Source organism: Paraglaciecola sp. IT1134, from assembly GCF_058068185.1.
The window spans coordinates 1,399,232-1,422,595 of record NZ_CM176486.1 but is presented as its reverse complement, the minus strand read 5'-3'; the positions used below and the strand labels follow the sequence as shown (position 1 = coordinate 1,422,595).

At 46.4% G+C, this 23,364-nt stretch carries 19 protein-coding genes; 2 read left to right on the top strand and 17 right to left on the bottom strand.

Going from position 1 to position 23,364, the window contains the following annotated elements:
* Nucleotides 1-74 precede the first annotated feature (74 nt).
* The 17 genes from accA to rpsB all read right to left on the bottom strand — a co-directional run bounded on the left by accA (nt 75) and on the right by rpsB (nt 19,291).
* The gene (accA, locus tag AC3RV5_RS06150) at nt 75-1,031 is read right to left on the bottom strand and encodes an acetyl-CoA carboxylase carboxyl transferase subunit alpha (protein WP_489731080.1); all 957 of its coding nucleotides are present in this window, start codon (nt 1,029-1,031) and stop codon (nt 75-77) included.
* Between the two features lie 47 nt (nt 1,032-1,078).
* A complete protein-coding gene (dnaE, locus tag AC3RV5_RS06145; RefSeq protein WP_489731079.1) occupies nt 1,079-4,546 on the bottom strand; it encodes a DNA polymerase III subunit alpha in 3,468 nt (1,155 codons plus the stop codon).
* A complete protein-coding gene (rnhB, locus tag AC3RV5_RS06140; RefSeq protein ID WP_489731078.1) occupies nt 4,547-5,140 on the bottom strand; it encodes a ribonuclease HII in 594 nt (197 codons plus the stop codon).
* A complete protein-coding gene (lpxB, locus tag AC3RV5_RS06135; protein ID WP_489731077.1) occupies nt 5,137-6,306 on the bottom strand; it encodes a lipid-A-disaccharide synthase in 1,170 nt (389 codons plus the stop codon). Before lpxB ends, rnhB begins: the two co-directional genes overlap by 4 nt.
* 3 nt (nt 6,307-6,309) lie before the next feature.
* Nucleotides 6,310-7,080 (bottom strand): acyl-ACP--UDP-N-acetylglucosamine O-acyltransferase, encoded by a 771-nt coding sequence (gene lpxA / locus AC3RV5_RS06130; protein WP_489731076.1) that lies wholly within the window; start codon nt 7,078-7,080, stop codon nt 6,310-6,312.
* A gap of 2 nt (nt 7,081-7,082) precedes the next feature.
* Nucleotides 7,083-7,529, bottom strand: coding sequence for a 3-hydroxyacyl-ACP dehydratase FabZ (gene fabZ, locus AC3RV5_RS06125; protein ID WP_489731075.1), 447 nt, complete (start codon nt 7,527-7,529; stop codon nt 7,083-7,085).
* Between the two features lie 45 nt (nt 7,530-7,574).
* Nucleotides 7,575-8,606 (bottom strand): UDP-3-O-(3-hydroxymyristoyl)glucosamine N-acyltransferase, encoded by a 1,032-nt coding sequence (gene lpxD, locus AC3RV5_RS06120; RefSeq protein ID WP_489731074.1) that lies wholly within the window; start codon nt 8,604-8,606, stop codon nt 7,575-7,577.
* A 44-nt stretch (nt 8,607-8,650) separates the two neighbouring features.
* The gene (locus AC3RV5_RS06115) at nt 8,651-9,166 is read right to left on the bottom strand and encodes an OmpH family outer membrane protein (protein WP_489731073.1); all 516 of its coding nucleotides are present in this window, start codon (nt 9,164-9,166) and stop codon (nt 8,651-8,653) included.
* Between the two features lie 50 nt (nt 9,167-9,216).
* Nucleotides 9,217-11,691, bottom strand: coding sequence for an outer membrane protein assembly factor BamA (bamA, locus tag AC3RV5_RS06110; protein ID WP_489731072.1), 2,475 nt, complete (start codon nt 11,689-11,691; stop codon nt 9,217-9,219).
* A 59-nt stretch (nt 11,692-11,750) separates the two neighbouring features.
* On the bottom strand, nt 11,751-13,103 hold the full coding sequence (rseP, locus tag AC3RV5_RS06105) for a sigma E protease regulator RseP (RefSeq protein WP_489731071.1): 1,353 nt from the start codon (nt 13,101-13,103) through the stop codon (nt 11,751-11,753).
* Nucleotides 13,104-14,297 carry a 1-deoxy-D-xylulose-5-phosphate reductoisomerase gene (ispC, locus tag AC3RV5_RS06100; RefSeq protein ID WP_489731070.1) on the bottom strand — a complete coding sequence of 398 codons (1,194 nt, stop codon included), beginning with the start codon at nt 14,295-14,297 and terminating at the stop codon, nt 13,104-13,106.
* The gene (locus tag AC3RV5_RS06095; protein ID WP_489731069.1) at nt 14,297-15,160 is read right to left on the bottom strand and encodes a phosphatidate cytidylyltransferase; all 864 of its coding nucleotides are present in this window, start codon (nt 15,158-15,160) and stop codon (nt 14,297-14,299) included. The genes ispC and AC3RV5_RS06095 overlap by 1 nt, the downstream gene beginning before the upstream one ends.
* 63 nt (nt 15,161-15,223) lie before the next feature.
* Nucleotides 15,224-15,964 (bottom strand): polyprenyl diphosphate synthase, encoded by a 741-nt coding sequence (uppS, locus tag AC3RV5_RS06090; protein WP_489731068.1) that lies wholly within the window; start codon nt 15,962-15,964, stop codon nt 15,224-15,226.
* A 14-nt stretch (nt 15,965-15,978) separates the two neighbouring features.
* On the bottom strand, nt 15,979-16,536 hold the full coding sequence (frr, locus tag AC3RV5_RS06085; RefSeq protein WP_489731067.1) for a ribosome recycling factor: 558 nt from the start codon (nt 16,534-16,536) through the stop codon (nt 15,979-15,981).
* Between the two features lie 11 nt (nt 16,537-16,547).
* On the bottom strand, nt 16,548-17,294 hold the full coding sequence (pyrH, locus tag AC3RV5_RS06080) for a UMP kinase (protein WP_489731066.1): 747 nt from the start codon (nt 17,292-17,294) through the stop codon (nt 16,548-16,550).
* A gap of 265 nt (nt 17,295-17,559) precedes the next feature.
* A complete protein-coding gene (tsf, locus tag AC3RV5_RS06075; protein WP_489731065.1) occupies nt 17,560-18,432 on the bottom strand; it encodes a translation elongation factor Ts in 873 nt (290 codons plus the stop codon).
* A 127-nt stretch (nt 18,433-18,559) separates the two neighbouring features.
* Nucleotides 18,560-19,291, bottom strand: coding sequence for a 30S ribosomal protein S2 (gene rpsB, locus AC3RV5_RS06070; protein WP_489731064.1), 732 nt, complete (start codon nt 19,289-19,291; stop codon nt 18,560-18,562).
* A gap of 299 nt (nt 19,292-19,590) precedes the next feature.
* Here rpsB and map point away from each other — a divergent pair, with 299 nt between their 5' ends.
* Nucleotides 19,591-20,382 (top strand): type I methionyl aminopeptidase, encoded by a 792-nt coding sequence (map, locus tag AC3RV5_RS06065; protein WP_489731063.1) that lies wholly within the window; start codon nt 19,591-19,593, stop codon nt 20,380-20,382.
* 160 nt (nt 20,383-20,542) lie between these two features.
* Entirely contained in the window at nt 20,543-23,158 is a 2,616-nt protein-coding gene (gene glnD, locus AC3RV5_RS06060) for a [protein-PII] uridylyltransferase (RefSeq protein WP_489731062.1), read from the top strand.
* The last annotated feature ends 206 nt before the right edge of the window (nt 23,159-23,364 follow it).

Here is a 23,364-nt window from a genome sequence, read left to right as displayed (position 1 = left end):
GAGCGACCAGGGGCTCTACACCCTCCGTGGTCGCAATTTCCCCTAATACTTGTTTGCTACCCGCAACAACTCGCTTAACAATAACCGAATGACATTAAACGCTCGTAACGTTGCTCAAGTAAATCATGAATACTTAAGGTTTGTAACTGAGCCAGTTGTTGTTTAAGGGTGGCTTTGAGGTTGGCCGCGGCAGAATCATGATCCCTATGGGCTCCCCCCAAAGGTTCTTCGACTATGCTATTTATCAAACCTAACTCTTTTATTTGCCCAGCAGCCACGCCCATGGCTTCAGCGGCAACGGCGGCCTTATCGGCACTTTTCCATAAAATGGAAGCACAGCCCTCGGGAGAGATAACAGAATAGGTACTGTACTGTAACATGTTGACCCTATCCCCCACACCGATCGCCAAGGCGCCGCCCGATCCCCCTTCACCGATAACGGTACAGATGATCGGCACTTTCAAACCAGCCATAACCTTGAGGTTACGGGCAATGGCCTCACTCTGTCCTCGCTCCTCCGCACCTACCCCGGGGTAGGCTCCTGGCGTATCGATAAAGGTAATAATCGGCAAATGAAAGCGCTCGGCGGTTTGCATCAAACGCAAGGCTTTTCGATAGCCTTCGGGTTTAGGCATACCAAAATTACGTTTGATCTTTTCTTTGGTATCCCGACCTTTTTGGTGACCGATAACCATGACTGGCTGCTCGTCCAACATGGCCAAACCACCCAATATGGCCTTGTCATCAGCAAAGGCACGATCACCGGCCAACTCGTCGAAGTCGGTAAATATACGTGGTATATAATCCAGGGTATAAGGTCGCATGGGGTGGCGGGCTAATTGCGAAACCTGCCAAGCTCCTAGGTCCGCAAAGATCTTTTTGCTCATCTCAGCGCTTTTTTCTCTTAGCTTGGTAATTTCTTCTTCAATGCTAATGTCAAATTCACCGCCCTGATTTACCTGACGCAAACCTTCGATCTTAGCTTCGAGATCGGCGATCGGTTTTTCGAAATCCAAAAAGTTCAAGCTCATTCCACACCTAATTTATTATTTGTTAACTAACGGATTGTCCGTTTAAATCAATGGAATTCCAGCGATACCTGTTGTGTTCCCAACAGTTGCTGCAATTCAAACAGCAGTTGGTCTTCAGGGGTAACATACCACTGGACACCAAAGGCTAAAGAAACTTCTACATCAGGATGTGTGATCCTGGTTTGTACTGGACAACTGCCACCTTGGAAAGGGGCCAATATTGTTTGCAGTTTAGCGACTGTTGTTTCATTACACCAGTCGGACTCAAGTTGCATGCTTAAACATTTGACGTTTTTCTCCCTGGCCTGGACTATATCCATGGCGTCGCGGGCGGCTATTGTATTGCCCCCGGAGAAATCATCAAAGCTGACCTGTCCACTTATCAGCAAGATCTTGTCAGGTTGCAGTATTTCTTCGTATTGTTCAAATAAATCTGGGAAAAAACGCGCATCAATTCTAGCACTTTTATCATCCAAGGTAACGATGGCCCATCTTCGCCCACGTTTGTTGGTCATCACCCGCACCCCTAAAACCAGACCAACTGCAAAAGACATTTGATCCTTATTAGTGGGTTTGAGATCGATCAGTCGTCCGGTGGAATAATGTTTTATTTCTTCAAGATACTGATTAATAGGGTGACCGGTTAAATATAGTCCAAGGGTAAGTTTCTCACCATCCAGCCAGACCTTTTCCGGCCATTTTGACACATTGGCAAAAGCTTGTTGAACCTGCTCAGGCTCGGTGGTCAATAAACCAAACATATCCGATTGACCATGGGATTCTGCCTTTGCATGCTGGTCAGCAGCGGCTATGGCATCGGGCAGGGTTGCCATAATCGATGCACGGTGGGGTCCGAGCGTATCCAGTGCGCCAGCATAGACCAGTTTTTCAAGAATTCGTTTATTGATCTTTTTGATATCCACTTTGGCACAAAAATCAAACAAATCAGTAAATTTATGATGCACCTCTCGAGCTGAAATAATCGCCTCTATGGGACCTTCACCTACCCCTTTAATTGCACCTATGCCATACACAATGCGACCTTCTGCATCCACGGTAAATTTATAACTACCGGCGTTAACGTCAGGGGGTAAAAGGGTGATCCCCATACGTTGACACTCATCCACCAACGTCACAATTTTGTCGGTATTATCCATATCCGCTGACATAACAGCGGCCATAAACTCGGCGGGATAATGGGTTTTAAGCCACAAGGTTTGGTAGGATACCAAGGCATAAGCCGCGGAGTGGGACTTGTTAAAACCGTAACCGGCAAACTTTTCTACCAGGTCGAAAATCTTGATCGCTAACTCCGGATCGATATTGTTATCTTTAGCTCCGGTTTCGAAGGATTCCCGTTGTTTGGCCATCTCTTCGGGTTTTTTCTTGCCCATTGCCCGGCGCAATAAATCTGCCCCCCCCAGGCTGTACCCTGACATTTCCTGGGCAATCTGCATGACCTGTTCCTGATACAGGATAATACCGTAAGTGGGTTGCAGTATTTCTTTTAAACATTCGTGTTGATACTTGGCATCGGGATAAGAGATTTCTTCCCGGCCGTGTTTACGATCAATAAAGTTATCGACCATACCGGACTGCAATGGACCGGGTCGGAACAAGGCAACCAAGGCGATAATATCTTCAAAGCTATCGGGTTTGAGGCGCTTGATCAGATCTTTCATGCCCCGGGATTCAAGCTGAAAAACGGCTGTAGTTTCTGAGCGCTGCAATAGTTGAAAACACTTGGCATCAACCAATGGAATAGCAGTGATATCAATGTTGACCCCACGGCCACTGGCAATCATATCGATGGCCCATTGAATGATAGTCAGGGTGCGCAACCCCAAAAAATCGAACTTCACTAGTCCGGCGGTTTCCACGTCATTTTTATCAAACTGGGTAACCGGATTTTTGCCTTCATTGTCACAATACAGAGGCGCAAAATCAGTGATCTTATTGGGTGCGATAACCACGCCACCTGCGTGTTTACCGGCATTTCGAGTAACCCCTTCCAGGATACGCGCCATGTCGATCAGATCTTTAACGTCTTCGTCCTGGGCATAAAGTTCCGGCAGACGCGGCTCTTCTTCAAAAGCCTTAGCCAAGGTCATGCCCGGTGTGGGGGGGATCAGCTTGGATATGCGATCAACAAAACCATAAGGATGACCCAAGACCCGTCCCACATCTCGCACCACAGCTTTAGCGGCCATGGTACCAAATGTAATGATCTGGGATACCGCGTCTCGACCATATAATTGCGAGACATGATCGATAACCTCGTCTCGCCTGTCCATACAAAAATCGACGTCGAAATCCGGCATGGATACCCGCTCGGGATTCAAAAAACGCTCAAACAGCAAATCGAACTGCAGCGGATCCAGATCGGTGATCCCCAAAGCATATGCTACCAATGAGCCTGCGCCTGACCCACGCCCTGGGCCTACGGGAATGCCGTTGTCCTTACTCCACTGGATAAATTCCATAACGATCAGGAAATAACCCGGGAATCCCATCTGGTTGATCACCACCAGCTCTATCTTCAAACGTTCGTCGTAAGAAGGACGAGCAGCCATGCGTTTTTCTTGCTCGGGGAACAAAAATTCGAGGCGTTTTTCCAGCCCTTCTTCGGATACTTTTACTAAAAAATCGGCGATGGACATATCCCCTGTGGGGAAGTCCGGCAAAAAATAGGTACCCAGTAAGACAGTAACATTGCAACGTTTAGCAATTTCCACCGTGTTTTGAATCGCTTCCGGGATATCGGCAAACAGCTCAAGCATTTCTTCGCTACTACGCAGATATTGTTGCTCGCTGTAAAGCTTAGGCCGACGTGGATCATTGAGAGTAAATCCATCATGGATAGCCACCCGGATTTCATGGGCGTCAAAGCCCTCAGGAGCAATAAAACACACTTCGTTGGTTGCCACCACAGGCAAGTCATGTTCACTGGCCCATTTCACGGCGCGATGTAAATATTCCTCTTCCCCTGGACGACCTGTGCGGGTCAGTTCGATATAAAAACGGTTAGCAAAATGCTGTTGATAGAACTGGGTAACTTGCTGGGCGGCGGGTACATTACCTTTGGTTAAAAAGACGCCCAGGTCGCCTAAGCGGCCGCCGGAGAGAATAATCACCCCTTCACTGTGTTCTACCAGCCACTGTTGATCGATGACCGCTTTGTCTTCAATACTGCCTCGCAAGTACGCCTTGGAAATCAATAGGGTTATATTTTTATAACCCTTGTTGTTGGTGGCCAATAAAGTAAGACGAAAAACAGCCCCTTCCAGGGCTGCCGATTGCACCCAAAAATCGGTGCCAATAATAGGTTTGATGCCATTGGCATGGGCTTGGCTATAAAATTTAACCAGGCCACACATATTCATTTGATCGGTAAGCGCCACGGCTGGCATATTCAGGGATTTAACATGGGCGATAAGTGGCTTGATCTTATTCAGACCGTCAAGCATGGAATAATCACTGTGCATCCTGAGGTGCACAAAGTTGCATTCAGACATTTATTTTCCTGCTAGTTGTCCATGGCGGTTCACAAGTGACTGCTGAACAGGCTTAAAACTCATACGATACTCGGCCAGAGGGCCGAGTTGTGCAAGTTTTTGCATATGTAGTTTAGTGGGATAACCCTTATGTTGGGCAAAACCATAAGCAGGGTAACGTAAATCCAGGGCTAGCATTTCTGCGTCCCGGGTCACTTTAGCAATAATAGAGGCTGCGGAAATGTCAGCAAACAAACTGTCACCTTGAATGACTGCTTCACTGGAATAGTGCCAGTCCGGGCAGCGATTGCCGTCCACCCTGACATGATGGGGCTGGATAGATAACCCTTGTACAGCCCTTTTCATCGCAAGCATAGTGGCATGCAATATATTCAACTGATCAATTTCTTGGGGTGAGGCTCTGCCAACAGACCAGGCCAAGGCACGTTCAGTGATTTGTATAAACAGACCATCGCGTTTTTTCGCAGACAGTTTTTTCGAGTCCGCAAGACCGATTATAGGTTTGTTTGGGTCAAGTATCACCGCGGCCGTGACCACATCACCCACCAATGGCCCACGGCCGACTTCATCGACCCCGGCGATATAGTAGGTCATATTTTAGCCTTTGTATCCGCTCTAACCAGGTCGATAACCGCTCGGGCTGCTTGGCTGTCTGCATCGCGTTTTAAAAGTTCATGTATCTCGCTAAATCGCTGCACCAGTTTGTCCGTCGCAGTTGTGTCCTCATTAAAAAAGGGCAATAAATTAGCGATAATATTCTCGGGATTAACCGCTTCTTGTAACAATTCAGGGATCAACAATTCATCAGCTAATATATTAGGCAAAGTAAAATATTTGGCCTTATAAAGGCGCTTCATCATCCGATGGGTTAACCAATTCAATCTATAAGCGGCAACCATGGGGCGTTTACACAGCATGGCCTCCAGGGTGGCCGTACCTGAGGCCAATAATACCGCATCTGATGCTATCATCACCTCACGGGCATGGCCGATGACTATCCGGTGCCGCACAGACAAAGGGTTTTCCCGTAAGTAACTTTCGACCTGTTGTTTACGTTGTTTGTTGACCACGGGAATTAACACACTTAACTCGGGTATATGTTGTGCTAATCCCAGGGCACTTTGCATAAAGATACCCAGTAACATTTCCACTTCACTGTGTCTGCTGCCGGGTAATACGGCCAAGACCTTAGCAGACGGTTGCACATCCAGGAATTTGCGCGCAGCCAGCTTATCAGGCACAAGCGCGATAGCGTCAGCCATAGTGTGGCCCACATATTGACAAGGTATATGGTGTTTATCGTAGAGCTGTTGCTCAAACGGGAAAATACTCAAAACCAGATTAGTAGCTTTGCCAATAGTAAAGATCCGTTTCTCACGCCAGGCCCAAACGGTTGGGCTGACATAATGCACAGTTTTGATACCAATTTTTTTAAGGGGACGTTCAAGACGCAGGTTAAAATCCGGGGCGTCAACCCCGATGAAAATATCCGGTGGATTATCTCTGAAATGTCCATACAAACTCTTGCGTACAAATAACAGGCGACGCAGGTGTGTCAGCACTTCGACCAGTCCCATCACCGACAATTCTTCCATTTCGAAAATGGACGTACAACCTTGGGCCTGCATACGCGGCCCCGCAATGCCTTCAAAGGTAGCATTGGGGTATTGACGCTTAATACTGCGAATTAACCCACTGGCCAAGATGTCACCAGAGGCTTCTCCGGCCACTATGCCCACTCTAATAGCTTGTTCGCTCATGATTTAGCGCACGATACCTCTTGCTGAGGAGGCCACAAAATCCGCCAACATTTTCACTTCTATCGTGTCTTTAGCCATCGGCCTGAGTAACTCCACCGCTTCATCGGCTCGATTGCCGTTACGATACAAAATCTTATAGGCTCGGCGCAACTGCAAGATAGTGTCCTTGTCGAAGCCCCGACGTTTTAAACCTTCACTGTTGATCCCGTGGGGAGCACTTTTGTCCCCCCCTATCATAACGTAGGGCGGTACATCTCGTAGCACTATCGCACCACCCGCTACGAAACTATGGGAGCCGATATGACAAAACTGGTGATAAGCACTCATGCCGCCCAATATCACCCAATCGCCCACATGTACATGCCCAGCCAGGGTGGCGTTGTTAGCCAAAATGCTGTGATCGCCTATCACGCAGTCGTGAGCAACGTGGGCATAGGCCATAAATAGATTGTCCGACCCAATCTGGGTCAAAGCCTTATCCTGAGCGGTACCCCGGTGCACGGTGACCGATTCCCTAAATACGTTGTTGTCACCTATGATCAGTTGGGTGGGCTCGCCTGCGTATTTTTTATCCTGACAATCTTCACCAATTGAACCGAATTGAAAGAAGCGATTACTCTTACCAATTGTTGTGTGCCCTTTTACCACAACGTGGGATTCCAGAACGCTATCGGCGCCTATTTCCACATTAGCCCCGATCAGACAAAATGGACCAACTTTCACATTGTCGGCCAATTTAGCCGTGGGATGAATAACTGCTGATGGATGGATCACGTTTAAAGTTTCCGCATGGCACACATAAATTCAGCGACGCACACGTCTTTACCTGCGACGCTGGCGACACCATGGAATTTCCAAATCCCCCGGCGTTCTTTAATCAAGGTGATCACCATATCGAGACGATCACCGGGTACGACGGGATGTTTAAAGCGCGCTTTGTCGATGCCTGCGTATAAATACAGATCATCACTATTACCCGCGGTTTTAAACCCCAGTACACCCGCAGCTTGCGCCAAGGCCTCCAGGATCAATACCCCTGGGAAAATGGGTTTACCGGGGAAATGACCGGTAAAACATGGCTCATTAAAGGTAATATTTTTATAGGCTGTAATTGACTCACCGAGGCTATAATCGGTGACCCTATCGATCAATAAAAACGGGTAACGGTGGGGCAAAAGCTCGAGTATATCTTCAATGTCGAGCTGATTTATATTTTTAACCAACAGGTTATCTCCTCAATAAAGTAACTGTCCAGTAAGGGTTACTTATTATAAATGCGATTTTTCTAGTGTTTTGACACGCTGATTGAGGGTGTTAAGATTACGCAACACCGCCGCATTTTTGCGCCACTCTCGATTGGCAATGGCTGGCATACCAGAAGAATAAACCCCAGGCTGATCGATACTCTTAGTGATCATGCTCATGCCAGTAATATGCACGTTGTCACAAATGGCGATGTGTCCGTTTATGCCGACCAAGCCAGCGATACTACAATTACGGCCTATAATAGTGCTACCTGCCACCACTGAGCAAGCTGCTATAGCCGTGTTCTCACCGATGACGACGTTGTGGGCAATCTGACATTGATTGTCAATAATCACCCCATTGTCTATTACAGTATCATCCAGGGCACCGCGATCTATGGTAGTGCTGGCACCTATCTCGACCCTATCGCCGATGATAACGCTACCCAGCTGCGGGATCTTGATCCACGTGCCTTTATCATTAGCATAACCGAAACCATCCGCGCCAATGACGGTGGCCGCTTGCACCAGGCAATGTTGGCCTAATCTAACCCGGTGATAAATGCTGACATTCGCCCAAAGTTTGGTATTGGCACCAATGTGAGCCTCTTTACCGATAAAACAGCCACTACCAATTTGCACGTTGTCCCCAAGCTTAACGCCTGCTTCAAGTACTGCAAAAGGACCTATACTGACGTTTTTTCCCACCTCCACATCATCGGCAATAACTGCCTGGGCTGAAACTCCCTGGGCTGAGTTGGGCGTGGTATCCAATAGCTGCGCGGCCAAAGCAAACCCCACATAGGGGTTAACCATTACCAGTGCAGTACAGGGGCAATGTGCTAAATCGTCAGGTTGCAAGATAACAGCTTGGGCGCCGGTTTTTTCAAGCTGGCTACGATAGCGACTATTGGACAAAAAGGAAATCTGACCATCACCCGCTGAAGCCAAGGTCGATAAACCATTGATAACGGTATCCTGGTTATCTGCGCCCACCAGGTGCAGCTGTGCACCTATGTGCAATGCTAAGTCTTGTAAACTGACAGAGTGCTTCAATGTTTTCCCTTTTTAGGCGAATATTCTAACGTTAGCAAAGTTAATTATTTAACTTTGCTAACCTGCTCCAACACTTTTTTCGAGATATCGTGATCAGGATTAATAAATGCCACGGCATTGGCGTTTAAGATCACGTCATATTTTTCTTTGGCGGCAATAACGTCTATGGATTGTTTAATAAAACCCAGCAATTTATTTTGCTCTTCTTTTAAACGACCCTGAACTTCTTGTTGTAATGGCTGAGCCTTGGCGCTGTATTGTTCGCGCAACTCATTAAGTTTTGTTTCTAAACCAGATTTTTCTTTGGCGCTCATGGTAGCCGCATCCCGCTGATTTTTTTCAAGGTAATACTTAATGTCTTTTTCCAGACGGCTGACTTCTTCAGTTTTATCTTTAAACTCGGCTGCCAGGTCCTGTTGAATGGTTGCAGCCTGAGGCATTGACTGGAAGATACCTTGTACGTTTACGGCACCAATTTTCTGCTCAGCCATAGCCGCTGAACTCAACACTGTGGCACTAAATAATGCGCCTGCAACTAAACTTTTGGTAAATTTTTTCAAAAGAAACTCCTATTTCTGATACTAGTTCAACGCTAACTCGCGTTACTGCTTTAAAATGTTTGACCGATATTAAAGGAGAAGAACTTAATGTCATCCCCTTCTCTTTCCTTAATAGCTCTGGAAAAACTGAACACCATGGGTCCCATAGGTGACAACCATTGTACAGAAACTCCAGCGGAAGCTCTATACAGAGCGTAATCGCTATAATCTGCTAATGGGTCATTGTTAAATTGCTGATTCACCTGTAGGTCTTTATATCTATCGTACCTGAATTCTGTATCCCACACGTTGCCCACATCCACGAACAGGCTACTACGTACGGAATTATCAAAGTCAGCTTCGACAAAAGGTGTAGGCACTATCAACTCAATTCCGCCAAGGGCCATGGCATTGCCACCTAAGGAGCGAGTTGAAATGCTCAGAGAATCTGTTTCTGGGCTACCATAAATGACATTGCCGTCAATATCCCGCAATGCTGTTGGAGTTAACTGAACACCACGAGGGCCTACGGTATTGTTTTCAAATCCCCGCAGTGAGTCACTGCCACCGGCGCCAAAGTTTTGGTTAAAGGGTAATATTTGGTCAACACCATTGGCCGTGCCATAACCGTTACCATAACCCAATTTCAAACGGGCCAAAATTGACCAGCGCTGATTTTGTGATAACGGAAAATAGAACTTGGTATCTATCTCAGTCTTAAAATAATTAACGTCAGAATTTGGCGTGGTAATACTGAAAGAAGCGCGCTGGGACGAACCTGCAGTGGGGAAGACCCCCCGGTTTAAGGTCGAGCGTGTCCATGCCGTTGACGCCAGAAAACTCTCGTATTTTATCGATGCATCTTGGTTATTAATATCCAGAAACTGATTATAGAAACGCGTAGTTTGTTCATAAGAGGTATTTTGGAATAACTCCACATTACTGTACGTCAACCCGAAGTTGATGCGGTTGAATTCATCTATGGGATAACCTATGTTGCCCCCGACTGAGTATTGCTTGGAGTTGTACTGAATGAAACCGGCATTTTCACCGTCAAATTCACTGTAGCCTATGGAGCCGCCCAGACTGATACCGTCAATGGTGAAATAGGGATCAGTATAGGAAACTTGGGCACTTTTTTGATAGGTATTAGTGCTCAGGTTAAGCGCGATACGTTTACCGGTACCTAGGAAGTTATCCTGCTGGATCCCTGCCTGCAAGCTCAGTCCGGTTCTGTCACCGTAACCTATACCGGCGTTAAACGAGCCTGAGGCTTGTTCTTTTACCGTAAAATTAACATCAACCTTGTCGTCTTCACCCGGCAAACGAATGGTTTCAAAATCCACACTTTCCATGTAAGTCAAACGTGATAAAGAATTTTTCGACGATTCCAGGGTGGCGTTTGATAACCAGGCCCCTTCCATTTGATTAACTGATTGACGCAATACGTCATCGGCTGTGCCTAAGTTGCCTTCAAAATTGATGCGTCTCACGTAAATGCGTTTGCCCGGATCAACCGACAGGGTCAATTTCACGGTTTTGTTTTCTTCATTAATATCGGGAATGGTGGTCACTGTGGGGTAAGCATAGCCAAAGCGGCCCAGGTATTTGCTGATAAACTCTTCAGTATAAGTCACTTCAGCCTGGTTATAGAGCTCCCCAGGGGTAATAGGTAACACCAGTTTTAAATAATTTTCATGGCCGAGCATATCACCGACTAATTCCACTTCCGAGACTTTATATTGCTCGCCTTCGTCGACATTAAGGGTGATATAAATACCCGCTTTTTCAGGTGTCATGGACACCTGGGTGGAATCTATACTAAAACGTAAATAACCCCGGTCTTTATAATAACTGGTAACCGTTTCCATGTCCCCGGACAGAGTCTGTTTCTGATAACGAGTTTCTGATAGGAAGTCCCACCATGGTGCATCAAATTTCAGTTCCATCTGTTCGAATAACAAATCATCGGCAAAGACTTCGTTACCCACTATATTGATTTGTTCGATTTTGGCCGCATCGCCTTCCTCAAACAGTACCTTTAAATCAACCCGATTGCGCGGTAAGGGCGTGATGATCGCACTCACATCGGCATTATATTTACCAATGCTGTAATAGAAATCCTTCAGGCCATTCTCGATTGAAGTTAATACTGTTTTGTCCAGCGGCTCTCCCAATCTTATGTTGCTGCCATCCAGGCTTTCTTGCAGTTGTTCATCCTTGATATCATCGTTGCCTTCCAAAATGATATTGCTGATCGTTGGCCGTTCTTTGACGCGCACAACTAATACCTCGCCATCTCGCAAGACCTCAATACTTTCAAAGTGAGTGGAGGCGTATAACGAACGGATGATCCGGCCAATACGAAAGCTGTTCATTTCATCACCGACTTTTACCGGCATATATGTTAAGGCGGCGCCCAAGGCAACACGTTGCAAGCCCTCTACCTTGATGTCTGAAACGATAAATTCACTTTCTTGAGCCGACTCTGCGAAGCTAGCAATGGATAGCATGAATCCGGCAACAACTAACTGTTTAAACTTCATTTAATAAAATTCTTCCTAAGCGCACATATTTTGTGTTTTGACCATATTGGCCGATAAAATTACAAACGCGTAATATCGTTTATTACGGCGATACTCATAAACAGCAGTAACAATAAACCGCCAATCTTAAAGCCAATCTCTTGCACGGAGTCAGGTACAGGTCGGCCGCTCAAAAGCTCTATAAAGTAATAGAGTAAGTGGCCACCATCAAGCACAGGAATGGGTAAAAGGTTAATAATTCCCAAATTGACACTAATTAACGCTAAAAAGCTCAAAAAATACACTAAACCCGAACTCGCACTCATGCCAGCTCCTTGGGCAATCGCTATGGGTCCACTGAGATTTTTCACTGACACATCGCCTGTCAGCAATTTCCCTAACATCTCAACGCTAAGGGTCATAAGCCGCCAGGTCTTCTGTGTAGCTTGTCCCGCCGCGGCTAACACACCATACTGATGAGTAAATAACAACCCATCAGGCCAAGGGGCTAGCGTTGGGCTGACGCCCAAATAGCCCAGTACTTTACCATCATCTTCCCGAGTTCCAACCATTCCAGTTAATTTTACCGTTTGGTTGTCCCGCAATACCGTTATTTCGATAGCGGTATTGGGATTTTGCGCAATGTAGCTGACTATTTGTTCCCAATTTTCCATTGGAGTTCCATCAACTTGCAGAATTTTATCCTTAACTTGCAGGCCTATTGCTTGGGCAGCAGAGTTTTCGGCCACTAAGCCTATCACATTCAAGATCGCGGGACGGTATACAGACAAGCCTAAACTGCTAATAGCGGAGTCTTTATCCGGATCAAAGGCCCAAGACCGTATATCTAACGTTTTTGTCTGTGTGACCGAACTATTTGGCAAAGTCAGGGTGAGCTGCATCTGATCCCGGCCAATATGCGAAATCAGCTCAAGGTTGACGGCCTGCCAGTCTTGGGTTTCCCGCTCACCGACTTTTTTTATTATGGCCCCTGCTGGTACGTCTGCAATGCTCGCTATACTGTCCTGTTTGATCTCTCCCACCATAGGTTTGACAGATTCCACCCCAATGAGATACATCAAAAACAAGGCGAATATGGCAAACACAAAGTTGGTCAGAGGTCCGGCTGCAATGATAGCGATACGTTTGAGCACAGGCTGGCGATTGAAGGCAAAAGCTAAATCTTCCGGTTTGACATCGTCCACTCGTTCATCGAGCATCTTGACATAGCCTCCCAAAGGAATGGCAGCGATCACATATTCGGTGCCTAACTTGTCGGTACGGCGCCACAGTGCTTTGCCAAAGCCGATGGAGAAACGTTCGACCTTGACACCACAGCGCCTGGCAACCCAGAAATGCCCCCACTCATGCACCGCCACCAAAATACCCAGGGCAACGACAAAAGAGCCTAAAGTCCACAAAAAAGACAACATTTACACAGCTCCAGTAGAAAGATTGGTAATAATACGCGAGGCCATTCGTCTGGCTTGCTGGTCACAGGCTATAACGGCATCTATATCCGCTAGGTGGCTACTGGCGGTTTGTTGCAAGCATTCCTGATTTACCTGGGCGATGTGCCCAAAACCTATATTACCGGCCAAAAATGCGGCCACTGCCACTTCATTGGCAGCATTTAAGACAGTGGTTGCATACTGGCCGGCGTCACCGGCCTCGATGGCCAAATATAAATTGGGGTAGCGTGCCTTGTCTGGCAAACAAAAACTAAAGGCGGCTAATTGTTGGAAATCCAAGGGGGCAACCCCGGAATCAATTCTCTCCGGGTAGGCTAAGCCATGGGCAATAGGGGTGCGCATATCCGGGTTTCCCATCTGGGCTATAACTGAACCATCACGATACTGCACCATGGAGTGAATAATGCTTTGCGGATGCAAGACCACTTGAATATCCTTGCTTTGCAGACCAAACAACCAGCGCGCTTCGATGAATTCCAGCCCTTTATTCATCATGGTGGCCGAATCAACAGATATTTTTTGGCCCATATCCCAATTGGGATGCGCGCAAGCTTGGGCCGGCGTCACACCTGCCAGCTCGTCCAATGGCGTCTGTAAAAATGGACCACCGGAGCCGGTTAACAATATGCTGTTGATACCTGAAGCGCATAAGTCCCCATATTGATAATTTTGCGGCAAACACTGAAAAATAGCATTGTGTTCACTGTCAATAGGTAACAGCTGGGCTTGGCTGCTGCGCGCCTGGCTCATAAATAATTCGCCGGACATTACCAGAGACTCTTTATTGGCCAGCAGCACTTTTTTGCCTGCCCGTACGGCAGCTAGGGTGGGTAACAATCCGGCAGCCCCGACTATAGCGGCCATAACAATATCGACTTCCGAGGCAGCGGATACCTGTTCAAGCGCATCGGCGCCAACCAATAATTGACAACTTAAGCCTGCATCCGCCAGTTGTTTTTTTGCCTGGACATATTGCAGTTCATCGGCCAATACCAGATATTCAGGTTGGCACAGACGCGCCTGCTCAATTAACGGGCTGATACTGTTATTGGCGGTTAAAGCAAATACCCGATATCGCTCAGGATGGCGCAAAACCACGTCTATAGTACTTTGACCGATAGAACCCGTTGACCCCAGGATACAGATATTTTGCATCAGGCCATCCACGACACGTAACAGAATGCGAACACGGGGAAAGCTGCGGTGAGGCTATCGATACGATCCAGTAGCCCACCATGCCCGGGTAATAATGTACCGCTGTCTTTTATACCAGCACAGCGCTTAAGCATACTTTCATTTAAATCCCCCAGTGCTGAAACGGCTACCGTTAGGCCACCGATCAAAATATTTAGCCATATGCGGCTGGGATCCACCGCGTAATGCAGCGCGGCAAAAGCAATGATCAAAGATGAAGCCCCAACCCCGCCCATTAACCCTTCGAATGTTTTACCCGGCGATACTCGGGGGCGCAACTTATGTCGACCAAACTTAACTCCGACAAAAAAGGCACCGATATCTGCGGCCCATACTATGCCCAATACATAAAATATTAATGAAGCACCGTAAAAACTGTCTACGTCGTAGAGACTAGTGCGCAGTGACACTACCGCTACCCAGGTAGGCACCAAGGTGAATACTCCAAATAGGCCTTGAATGGCACGATTCGTGCGCCAAAAGGCGCTAAATTTTGGATAAGCGATGATCATGAGCAAGGATACAGCCCACCAAACGGCCGCGATGCCCAACACATAGTGATAAACGTCGACCAATTGTCCTTGATACCAAATAGCGTCAACTGGCACCCAGAACGTAAAGGCCAGGCATATGGCCACTATGATGGAGGTATAAACACCTTTAGTCTTGGGCGTGATAAAACCGGACATGTTGGCCCATTCCCACGCGCTCAACCCCATAACCAAGGTCATCGCCATTTGAAAACTGAACATAGGCATGAACAAAATAGCGAATAATACCAGCGGTGCCAGTATAAGTGCAGTTAAGATTCGTTGTTTCAACATAGTCGTCTCAACATAGTGAGCCCTCTATAAAAAGAGATAAGAAACCAGCGTAAGTGACAGCCATCAGCTGACCTGTTCGCCCGTCATCCCATATCTTCGCTGTCTGTCAGCAAAATCATTGATCGCCATTTGAAACGCATGTTCGTCAAAGTCTGGCCAATAAGTATCGGTGAAATACAGCTCGGCATAAGCAATCTGCCATAACAAGAAATTACTGATACGGGTTTCACCGCCAGTGCGAATAAGTAAATCCAGGGCGGGTAAGGATCCCAGGCAGGTCAAGGCATTAAACTTCTCTTCGTCTATTTCCTGACTGTTAATGTGGCCCTCTTCTACTTGCTGGGCGAGACGTTTAGCGGCGTACACTATATCCCAGCGACCACCGTAATTGGCGGCGATATTGAGCACCAGCCCATTATTGTGCTGAGTAAGTTGTTCCGCCTCGTCAATTTTCTGCACCAGCTTCTTGTCGAATCTGCTGGTATCACCTATGACTTTAAGTCTAACATTGTTCTTATGCAGCTTTTTGACTTCACTAACCAAGACCATTTTAAACAGTTCCATCAGCACCCCGACTTCTTCTTGGGGACGGTTCCAGTTTTCGCTGCTAAAGGCGAACAAGGTCAGAGCTTTTATGCCGTTTTTCAAGGCGAACGACACCGAGGCTCGCACCCCCTTTACCCCGGCTTTATGGCCAAAGGTGCGGATTTTGCCTTTTTCTTTTGCCCAACGGCCATTACCATCCATGATAATAGCCACATGTTGGGGTACAAATTTTGAGGTACTGAGTGATTCTGAATTCATAGTTCAGTGAGCCACTAGACTTCCATTAATTCATGTTCTTTGGCAACCAAAATCTCATCTATCTGTTTGACAAATTCATCAGTTGACTTCTGGATCGTCTCTTCACCGCGACGACTGTCATCTTCACTGATTTCCTTTTCTTTGAGCAGCTCTTTGATGTCACTGTTGGCATCCCGCCTGATGTTACGTATAGCCACCCGGCCCTGTTCAGCTTCGCCGCGAACCACTTTAATTAAATTTTTACGGCGCTCTTCAGTCAACGCAGGCATAGGAATACGGATCACAGACCCGGCACTCATGGGGTTTAAACCCAAGTCCGATTGCATAATGGCTTTTTCTACGGCCTGGGCCGAACTTTTGTCAAACACGGTCAGTGCCAGCGTCCGAGAATCTTCGGCGATAACATTCGCCAGCTGTTTTAAAGGTGTCGGTGCGCCGTAATAAGGCACCATAATGCTATCAAGTAAACTTGGATGAGCACGACCCGTGCGAATTTTAGTAAACTGCCCACGTAAGGCTAGAATACTTTTCTCCATGCGCTCACGCGCGTCCAGATTAATGTCATCAATCATAATGTCTCTTCCTATCTTTTATCTAATTTCTGCGGATGGCAAATGATTGTCCCGACGTCTTCACCCATCACCACCGAGCGTAAGCAGCCAGGAGTATTCATGTTAAATACACGAATGGGAATATTGTGATCCCGAGCCAGGGTGAATGCCGCTAAGTCCATCACTTTAAGTTCTTTATCCAATACTTCGCTATAACTCAGCTGTTTATATAGGGTCGCCTGGGGGTTTTTAGCTGGGTCTGAATCATAGACACCATCCACTTTAGTGCCCTTTAACACGGCATCGGCTTCTATCTCAATGCCACGTAAACAGGCGGCAGAATCGGTGGTAAAAAACGGATTGCCGGTACCGGCAGCAAAAATCACTACCCGACCAGATTTAAGCAAGCTAATCGCTTCTGCCCAATTATAGGCGTCACACACACCGTTGAGGGGAATGGCCGACATAAGTCGCGCATTAACAAAGGCACGATGTAAGGCATCGCGCATCGCCAAGCCGTTCATGACGGTAGCCAGCATACCCATGTGGTCGCCTACCACCCGGTTCATGCCCGCTTTCGCCAGACCTTCGCCACGAAACAGATTGCCACCACCAATGACCAGACCAACTTGAATGCCAAGTTCCACCAGTTCTTTAATTTCTTGGGCCATGCGTTCAAGGACTTTAGGATCGATCCCAAAGCCTTCTTTACCCATCAAGGCTTCGCCACTTAGCTTCAATAATATTCTTCGGTAGGCAGTTTTAGGTGCAGTACTCATCGGCTGGCAGTTCCTTATTTTACGAATAATGAGGGTCAAAATAACAATCGGTACAACGATATAGGCAATCAAAAAACAGTCGTTTACTCGCCACAAGCACTAATTAAAATATAACCAGGTCAAATGCGAGTGCATGATACAGCCCCCCTGAAATTGCCAATCACTTATATCGTTTTACTGTTTGAAACACATATAAAAAGGCACCTCAAATTGAGGTGCCTGTAGTTTATATGACATTAGCTTTTGGCAAAAGCCAATGGCACAATTATTTCTTAGCGGCAGCCATTTGAGCGGCAACTTCTGCGGCGAAATTTTCTTCTTTTTTCTCGATACCTTCACCCACTTCAAAACGTACGAAGTTAATGACTTCAGCACCTTTTGATTTAAGCAATTGCGCCACGGTCATAGACGGATCTTTGATGAAAGGTTGACCGGTCAGGCTCACTTCACCGGTGAATTTATTCATACGACCTGCAACCATCTTCTCAGCGATATCCGCTGGCTTGCCTGACTGTATAGCGATGTCGATTTGAATTTCTTTTTCTTTTTCAACAACTTCAGCCGGTACATCTTCAGGTCTGACAAATTGCGGACTAGCCGCGGCAACATGCATGGCAATGTCTTTAGCCAAGGCTTCATCACCACCTTGCAGTATGGCGATAACGCCGATACGTGCACCGTGTACGTAGGCTGCCAGGTTGTCACCTTCAACCGAAACTACCCGGCGTGGATTAATGTTTTCACCAATCTTGGCAACCAGGGTGTCACGAGCTTCGCTGACTTTAACGCCATCAACTGTGGCATTGTTTAAGGTGTCGATGTCATTGATTCTGTTAGCCGATGCCACGTCGATCAATTGCTGACCAAATTTAACAAAACCGTCATCACGAGCAACGAAATCTGTTTCACTGTTCAATTCGATCATCGTTGCCACGCCGTCGGCAACCTTGGTCAGGATCACGCCTTCGGCGGCAATACGGCCGGCCTTTTTGGCGGCTTTGGCTTGACCATTTTTACGCATATTTTCAATTGCCAGCTCAATGTCACCATTGGCTTCAACTAACGCATTTTTACAATCCAACATACCTGCAGCGGTACGCTCGCGTAATTCTTTAACTAGGGCTGCTGTCACTGCCATTGTCGTTTCCTCAGCAAAAAGTGGTACTGTTTAAGATTAAAAAACAGGGGCATCAGCCCCTGTTTAATTTTTACGTGATACACATGGGTGTATCAGCAGACTTGTCTAGCGAATGCAGAACAGCTGATTATTCAGCAGCTTCAACAAATTCACCTTCTTCAGCCTGAACTTCAATATTTTTCTCACGACCGTCGATAACCGCGTCTGCCGCTGTGTTCAAATATAATTGAACGGCACGGATCGCATCATCGTTACCTGGAATGATGTAATCCACACCATCCGGGTTTGAATTGGTATCAACGATAGAGATAACTGGGATACCCAGGTTACGTGCTTCGGTGATCGCAATGTGCTCGTGATCGGCGTCAACAACAAATAGGACGTCCGGAAGACCACCCATGTTTTTGATCCCACCTAAGCTGTTTTCCAACTTAGCCATTTCACGTTGTAACATTAACACTTCTTTTTTAGTGATTTTGTCAAACGTTCCATCTTGGCTCTGCTGCTCTAAATCTTTCAAGCGCTTGATTGATTGACGAACGGTTTTCCAGTTAGTCAACATGCCACCCAACCAACGTTTATTCACGTAGAATTGGTCACACTTGATTGCTGCGTCACGCACGGCATCGCTGGCTGCGCGTTTGGTGCCTACAAAAAGGATTTTTCCTTTTTTGGAAGCGACACTACCAACATAATTCAACGCAGTGTTGAACATTGGAACGGTTTTTTCCAAGTTGATGATGTGAACTTTGTTACGTGAACCAAAGATGAAAGGTTTCATTTTTGGGTTCCAATAACGAGTCTGGTGACCGAAGTGAACGCCTGCTTGGAGCAGATCACGCATTGATACATTTGCCATTTTAGTTTCCTTTATATGGGGTTAGGCCTCCATACATCCCAATTCTCGATCTGCATAACGTTTACCGTATAACGGTTACGTTTATGCAAACACCCCGAAAAGTGTGTCGATGTATGTGTGTTATTTAAGATTATTTCGCTGCAAATTAATCATTGGTAAACAATGATTAATTTCAGCGGGGCGCTTTATACCACGGCTGCGGGAATTATTCAAGTTTAGGATCCCTGCCCTATACACCAGCGCCGCTAAACGCTAATATAGTCACACTAGTTTTAGACCAAACAAATTAGGAAATTGAATTGCCAGCTACCATCAAAACAGCGCAAGAAATAGAAAAAATGCGCGTCGCCGGCAGACTTGCCGCAGACGTTTTGCAAATGATCGGTCCTTTTGTAAAAAAAGGCGTGACTACGGATGAATTAAATCAGATTTGTCACGATTATATCGTTAATCATCAACAGGCCATACCCGCGCCACTGCATTATGGTAATCCGCCTTTTCCAAAATCCATTTGCACCTCAGTCAACCATGTAATTTGTCATGGCATACCTGCAGACAAAAAACTCAAAGACGGCGATAGCGTGAATATCGATGTGACGGTGATCAAAGATGGTTACCACGGCGATACATCGAAAATGTTTGTGGTGGGTAAACCCAGCATTATGACTGAGCGGTTGATCCGGGTCACTCAGGAATCTTTATACATGGCCATTAAAATGGTGCGCCCTGGGATACGTCTGGGAGACATAGGCCATGTTATTCAGCAACATGCCCAAAGTAATGATTACTCTATAGTGCGGGAATATTGTGGTCATGGTATAGGGGCGAACTTTCATGAAGAACCTCAGGTCGTGCATTATGGCAAACCCAATACCGGTGAGATGTTACAAGCCGGCATGTGTTTTACGATTGAACCTATGGTGAATGCCGGCAAACGTTATTCCAAAGTTTTGCCCGACGACTGGACAGTGGTAACTAAAGATCGCAGCCTAAGTGCCCAGTGGGAACACACCCTACTTGTGACCGAAAATGGGGTCGAAATTTTGACCCTGCGCGACGACGAGCAAATCGACCGCATCATTACTCACTAATATGAATTATTTAACCTTATGATAAATAATGAATTTCTTGATGAATTGATTATTTATCCCAGGCTCTGATAACAGTTAAAAAGATAACCCTTAGTAGTTTAACTTTGTTACCCGGGAGTAAAATCCAGCTTAGGGTTCAACTTTGATAGAGGAAAGTTCATTGTCGCTTCAAAGCTTACTGCGCCAAATCAAACTTATTAGTTCAACGGATAATATCCCTGCCTTCAAGGAATGTATCAGCAACAGTTACGAGTGGCTAAATAGTGAGTTTTCCCGCTGCGATGTAGATAATTTGGTTACAAGCCGCGCTACCTTTGTCGATGCTATGCTGCGCCACGCCTGGCAGCTACTGGATTTACATAAACAAAGTCAGTTGGCGCTCATTGCAGTGGGCGGTTATGGACGGGGGCAACTGCAACCCTATTCCGATATCGACCTGCTACTGCTGAGCCCCAAAAAATTCTCGTCGGCCCAGCAAGAGCTAATGGGCCAATTTATTACTTTCCTGTGGGATATTGGTCTGGATGTGGGGCAAGCAGTACGCACCATCAAAGAAACAGTCACCCTGGCCAAAGCCGATGTCACCATAGCCACCAACCTGATTGAGGCACGTTTGCTTATAGGCAATCAGGACACTCTTGAGCAACTGAGCAAGAAAATTCACTCTCGGGGTTATTGGACCAGCAAAGATTTTTTCCTGGCAAAATCCAAAGAACAAGCCATCCGTCACTCGAAATTCAAAGGCACATCTTACAATCTTGAACCGAATGTCAAAGAAAGTCCTGGCTGTCTGCGGGATATACAAAATATTGGCTGGATCGCCAAAAAACATTTTAAAGTGCTCAAGGGCACCGAACTGGTAGAACGTGGATATTTTACCGAGGAAGAATTCCAGGAGCTGCTGGAGTGTCGCTCAACGTTATGGCGCATCCGCTTTGCATTACATTTGCAAGCCCAGCGCAGCGAAAACCGCCTGTTGTTTGATTACCAAAATGATGTGGCCAGCCGACTAGGTTATGGCGATGACGGTAAAGCCTCAGTTGAACGCATGATGAAATCATTTTTCAGGACGGTAAGGCGCATCAGTGAACTAAACGAGATGTTGCTGCAACGTTTTGGTCAGGATGTGTTGCATATCAAGGTTCAACACACAGTAGTGATCAATAATAGTTTTGAACTCGCCGATGGTTTATTGGCCATCCGTCACGACAATGTATTTACCAAACCTGAAGATATTTTGCAGTGTTTGTTACTCATCGCAGACAACCCACAAGTACAAGGATTGCATTCCACCTGTTTGCGTCAACTGCGTAATGCCAGACGGACATTCCATAGTCAGTATTATTGTGAACGTCCCGAATGCAGAACATTATTTATTAAACTGCTACAGCACCCAGATTTTTTCGGTTTAGCTTGGGACATCATGTACAAACATGGTGTCTTACAAGCCTATTTACCCCAATGGGACCATATAGTAGGCATGATGCAATTTGATTTATTCCATGCCTATACCGTTGATGAACATACCCATCGCCTGGTGAAAAATGTTTATGAATACGGCCGTCCAAGCAATATTGCGTTTCCCAGGTGCGGACGCATAGTGCGTAATTTAGATAAACCGGAATTGTTGTATATCGCCTCCATCTTTCACGATATCGCCAAAGGCCGAAATGGCGATCATTCCAAACTTGGCGCCAAATACGTAATGGAATTCTGTAAGAATCACAATATTGACGAAAAGGATGCGCAACTCATCAGTTGGTTAGTGGAAAGCCACTTGTTAATGTCTGTTGTGGCCCAACGCCGGGATATATACGATCCCGATGTGATCAACGAGTTTGCCGGTAATGTGCGTACTCATAATCGATTAAACCATTTGTACGTACTGACCTTGGCAGATATCCGGGCTACTAATGACAGCCTGTGGAATGACTGGAAAGCCACTCTGTTACGTGAGCTCTACCTGTTGACCCAGAAAGCCCTGGATAACGGCCTGGAATGCAAAGTTGCCTTGCAAGATCGCATCGATGAGCACCAGGCCAAGGCCAAAAAAATCTTACTGGATAGAGGCATTAACCAAACTCAGATTGAACAGTTTTGGACCCGTCTTAGCGATGATTACTTTGTGCGTTTTAAGCCAGAGCAAATTGCCTGGCATGCAAGTGTTATCCTGGCCTCTCATCCCATGACAGACGATTTTTTGTTGGTCGATGCCAATGAAAACACCGCAAAGTCCGGTACCGAATTGTTGGTTTTCGGTAAAGATAAAATTAACCTGTTTGCTCAGGTAGCATCGGTGCTCGATAGCCGTAATTGCTCCATTCACGATGCCCAAATCATGAAAACCCATGATGGTTATGTGTTTGACAGTTTTATTATCTTGGAACATAACGGTGATCGTATCAACTCCTCCAGTCGCCTAAAAAGCTTGACCGACGCGGTGGCCGATCAATTAAACAAGCCAGGACAGGAACACCAAAACAGACGCAAAATGTCCCGACAGATGAAGCAACTGGCTGTTCCCACTAAAGTACGTTTCTATTCCAGCCAACCGGATGTCACTCTGGTAGAACTAGAGGCTCTGGACGCGCCGGGCTTACTGGCCAAGGTAGGCAACCTGCTGGTAGAGATGCAATTTTTTCTGCGCATGGCAAAAATCACCACCATAGGCGAGCGTGCTGAAGATTTATTTATCATTAGCAACAAGCAGAATAAGGCCTTAACGCAAGACCAGGAGATCGAACTAAAAAACCGTTTAAGCCAGCTACTGGATTGAGTCAGATAAAATAGCACTTTGGCTGAAACGTTTTATTAATCTTAAGTGCACTATCATCATATTTTCAAAATACCCTCACCTCAGTGTCAAAACTCCCTTTTAACCTTGGGTAAAACGCTTGAGGGTTACTGACAAGCTCCACAGCAGACAGCAGCGAAACCGATTACGTTAGGGCAACCGGGCTAAGGTTCGACATGAATTACAAA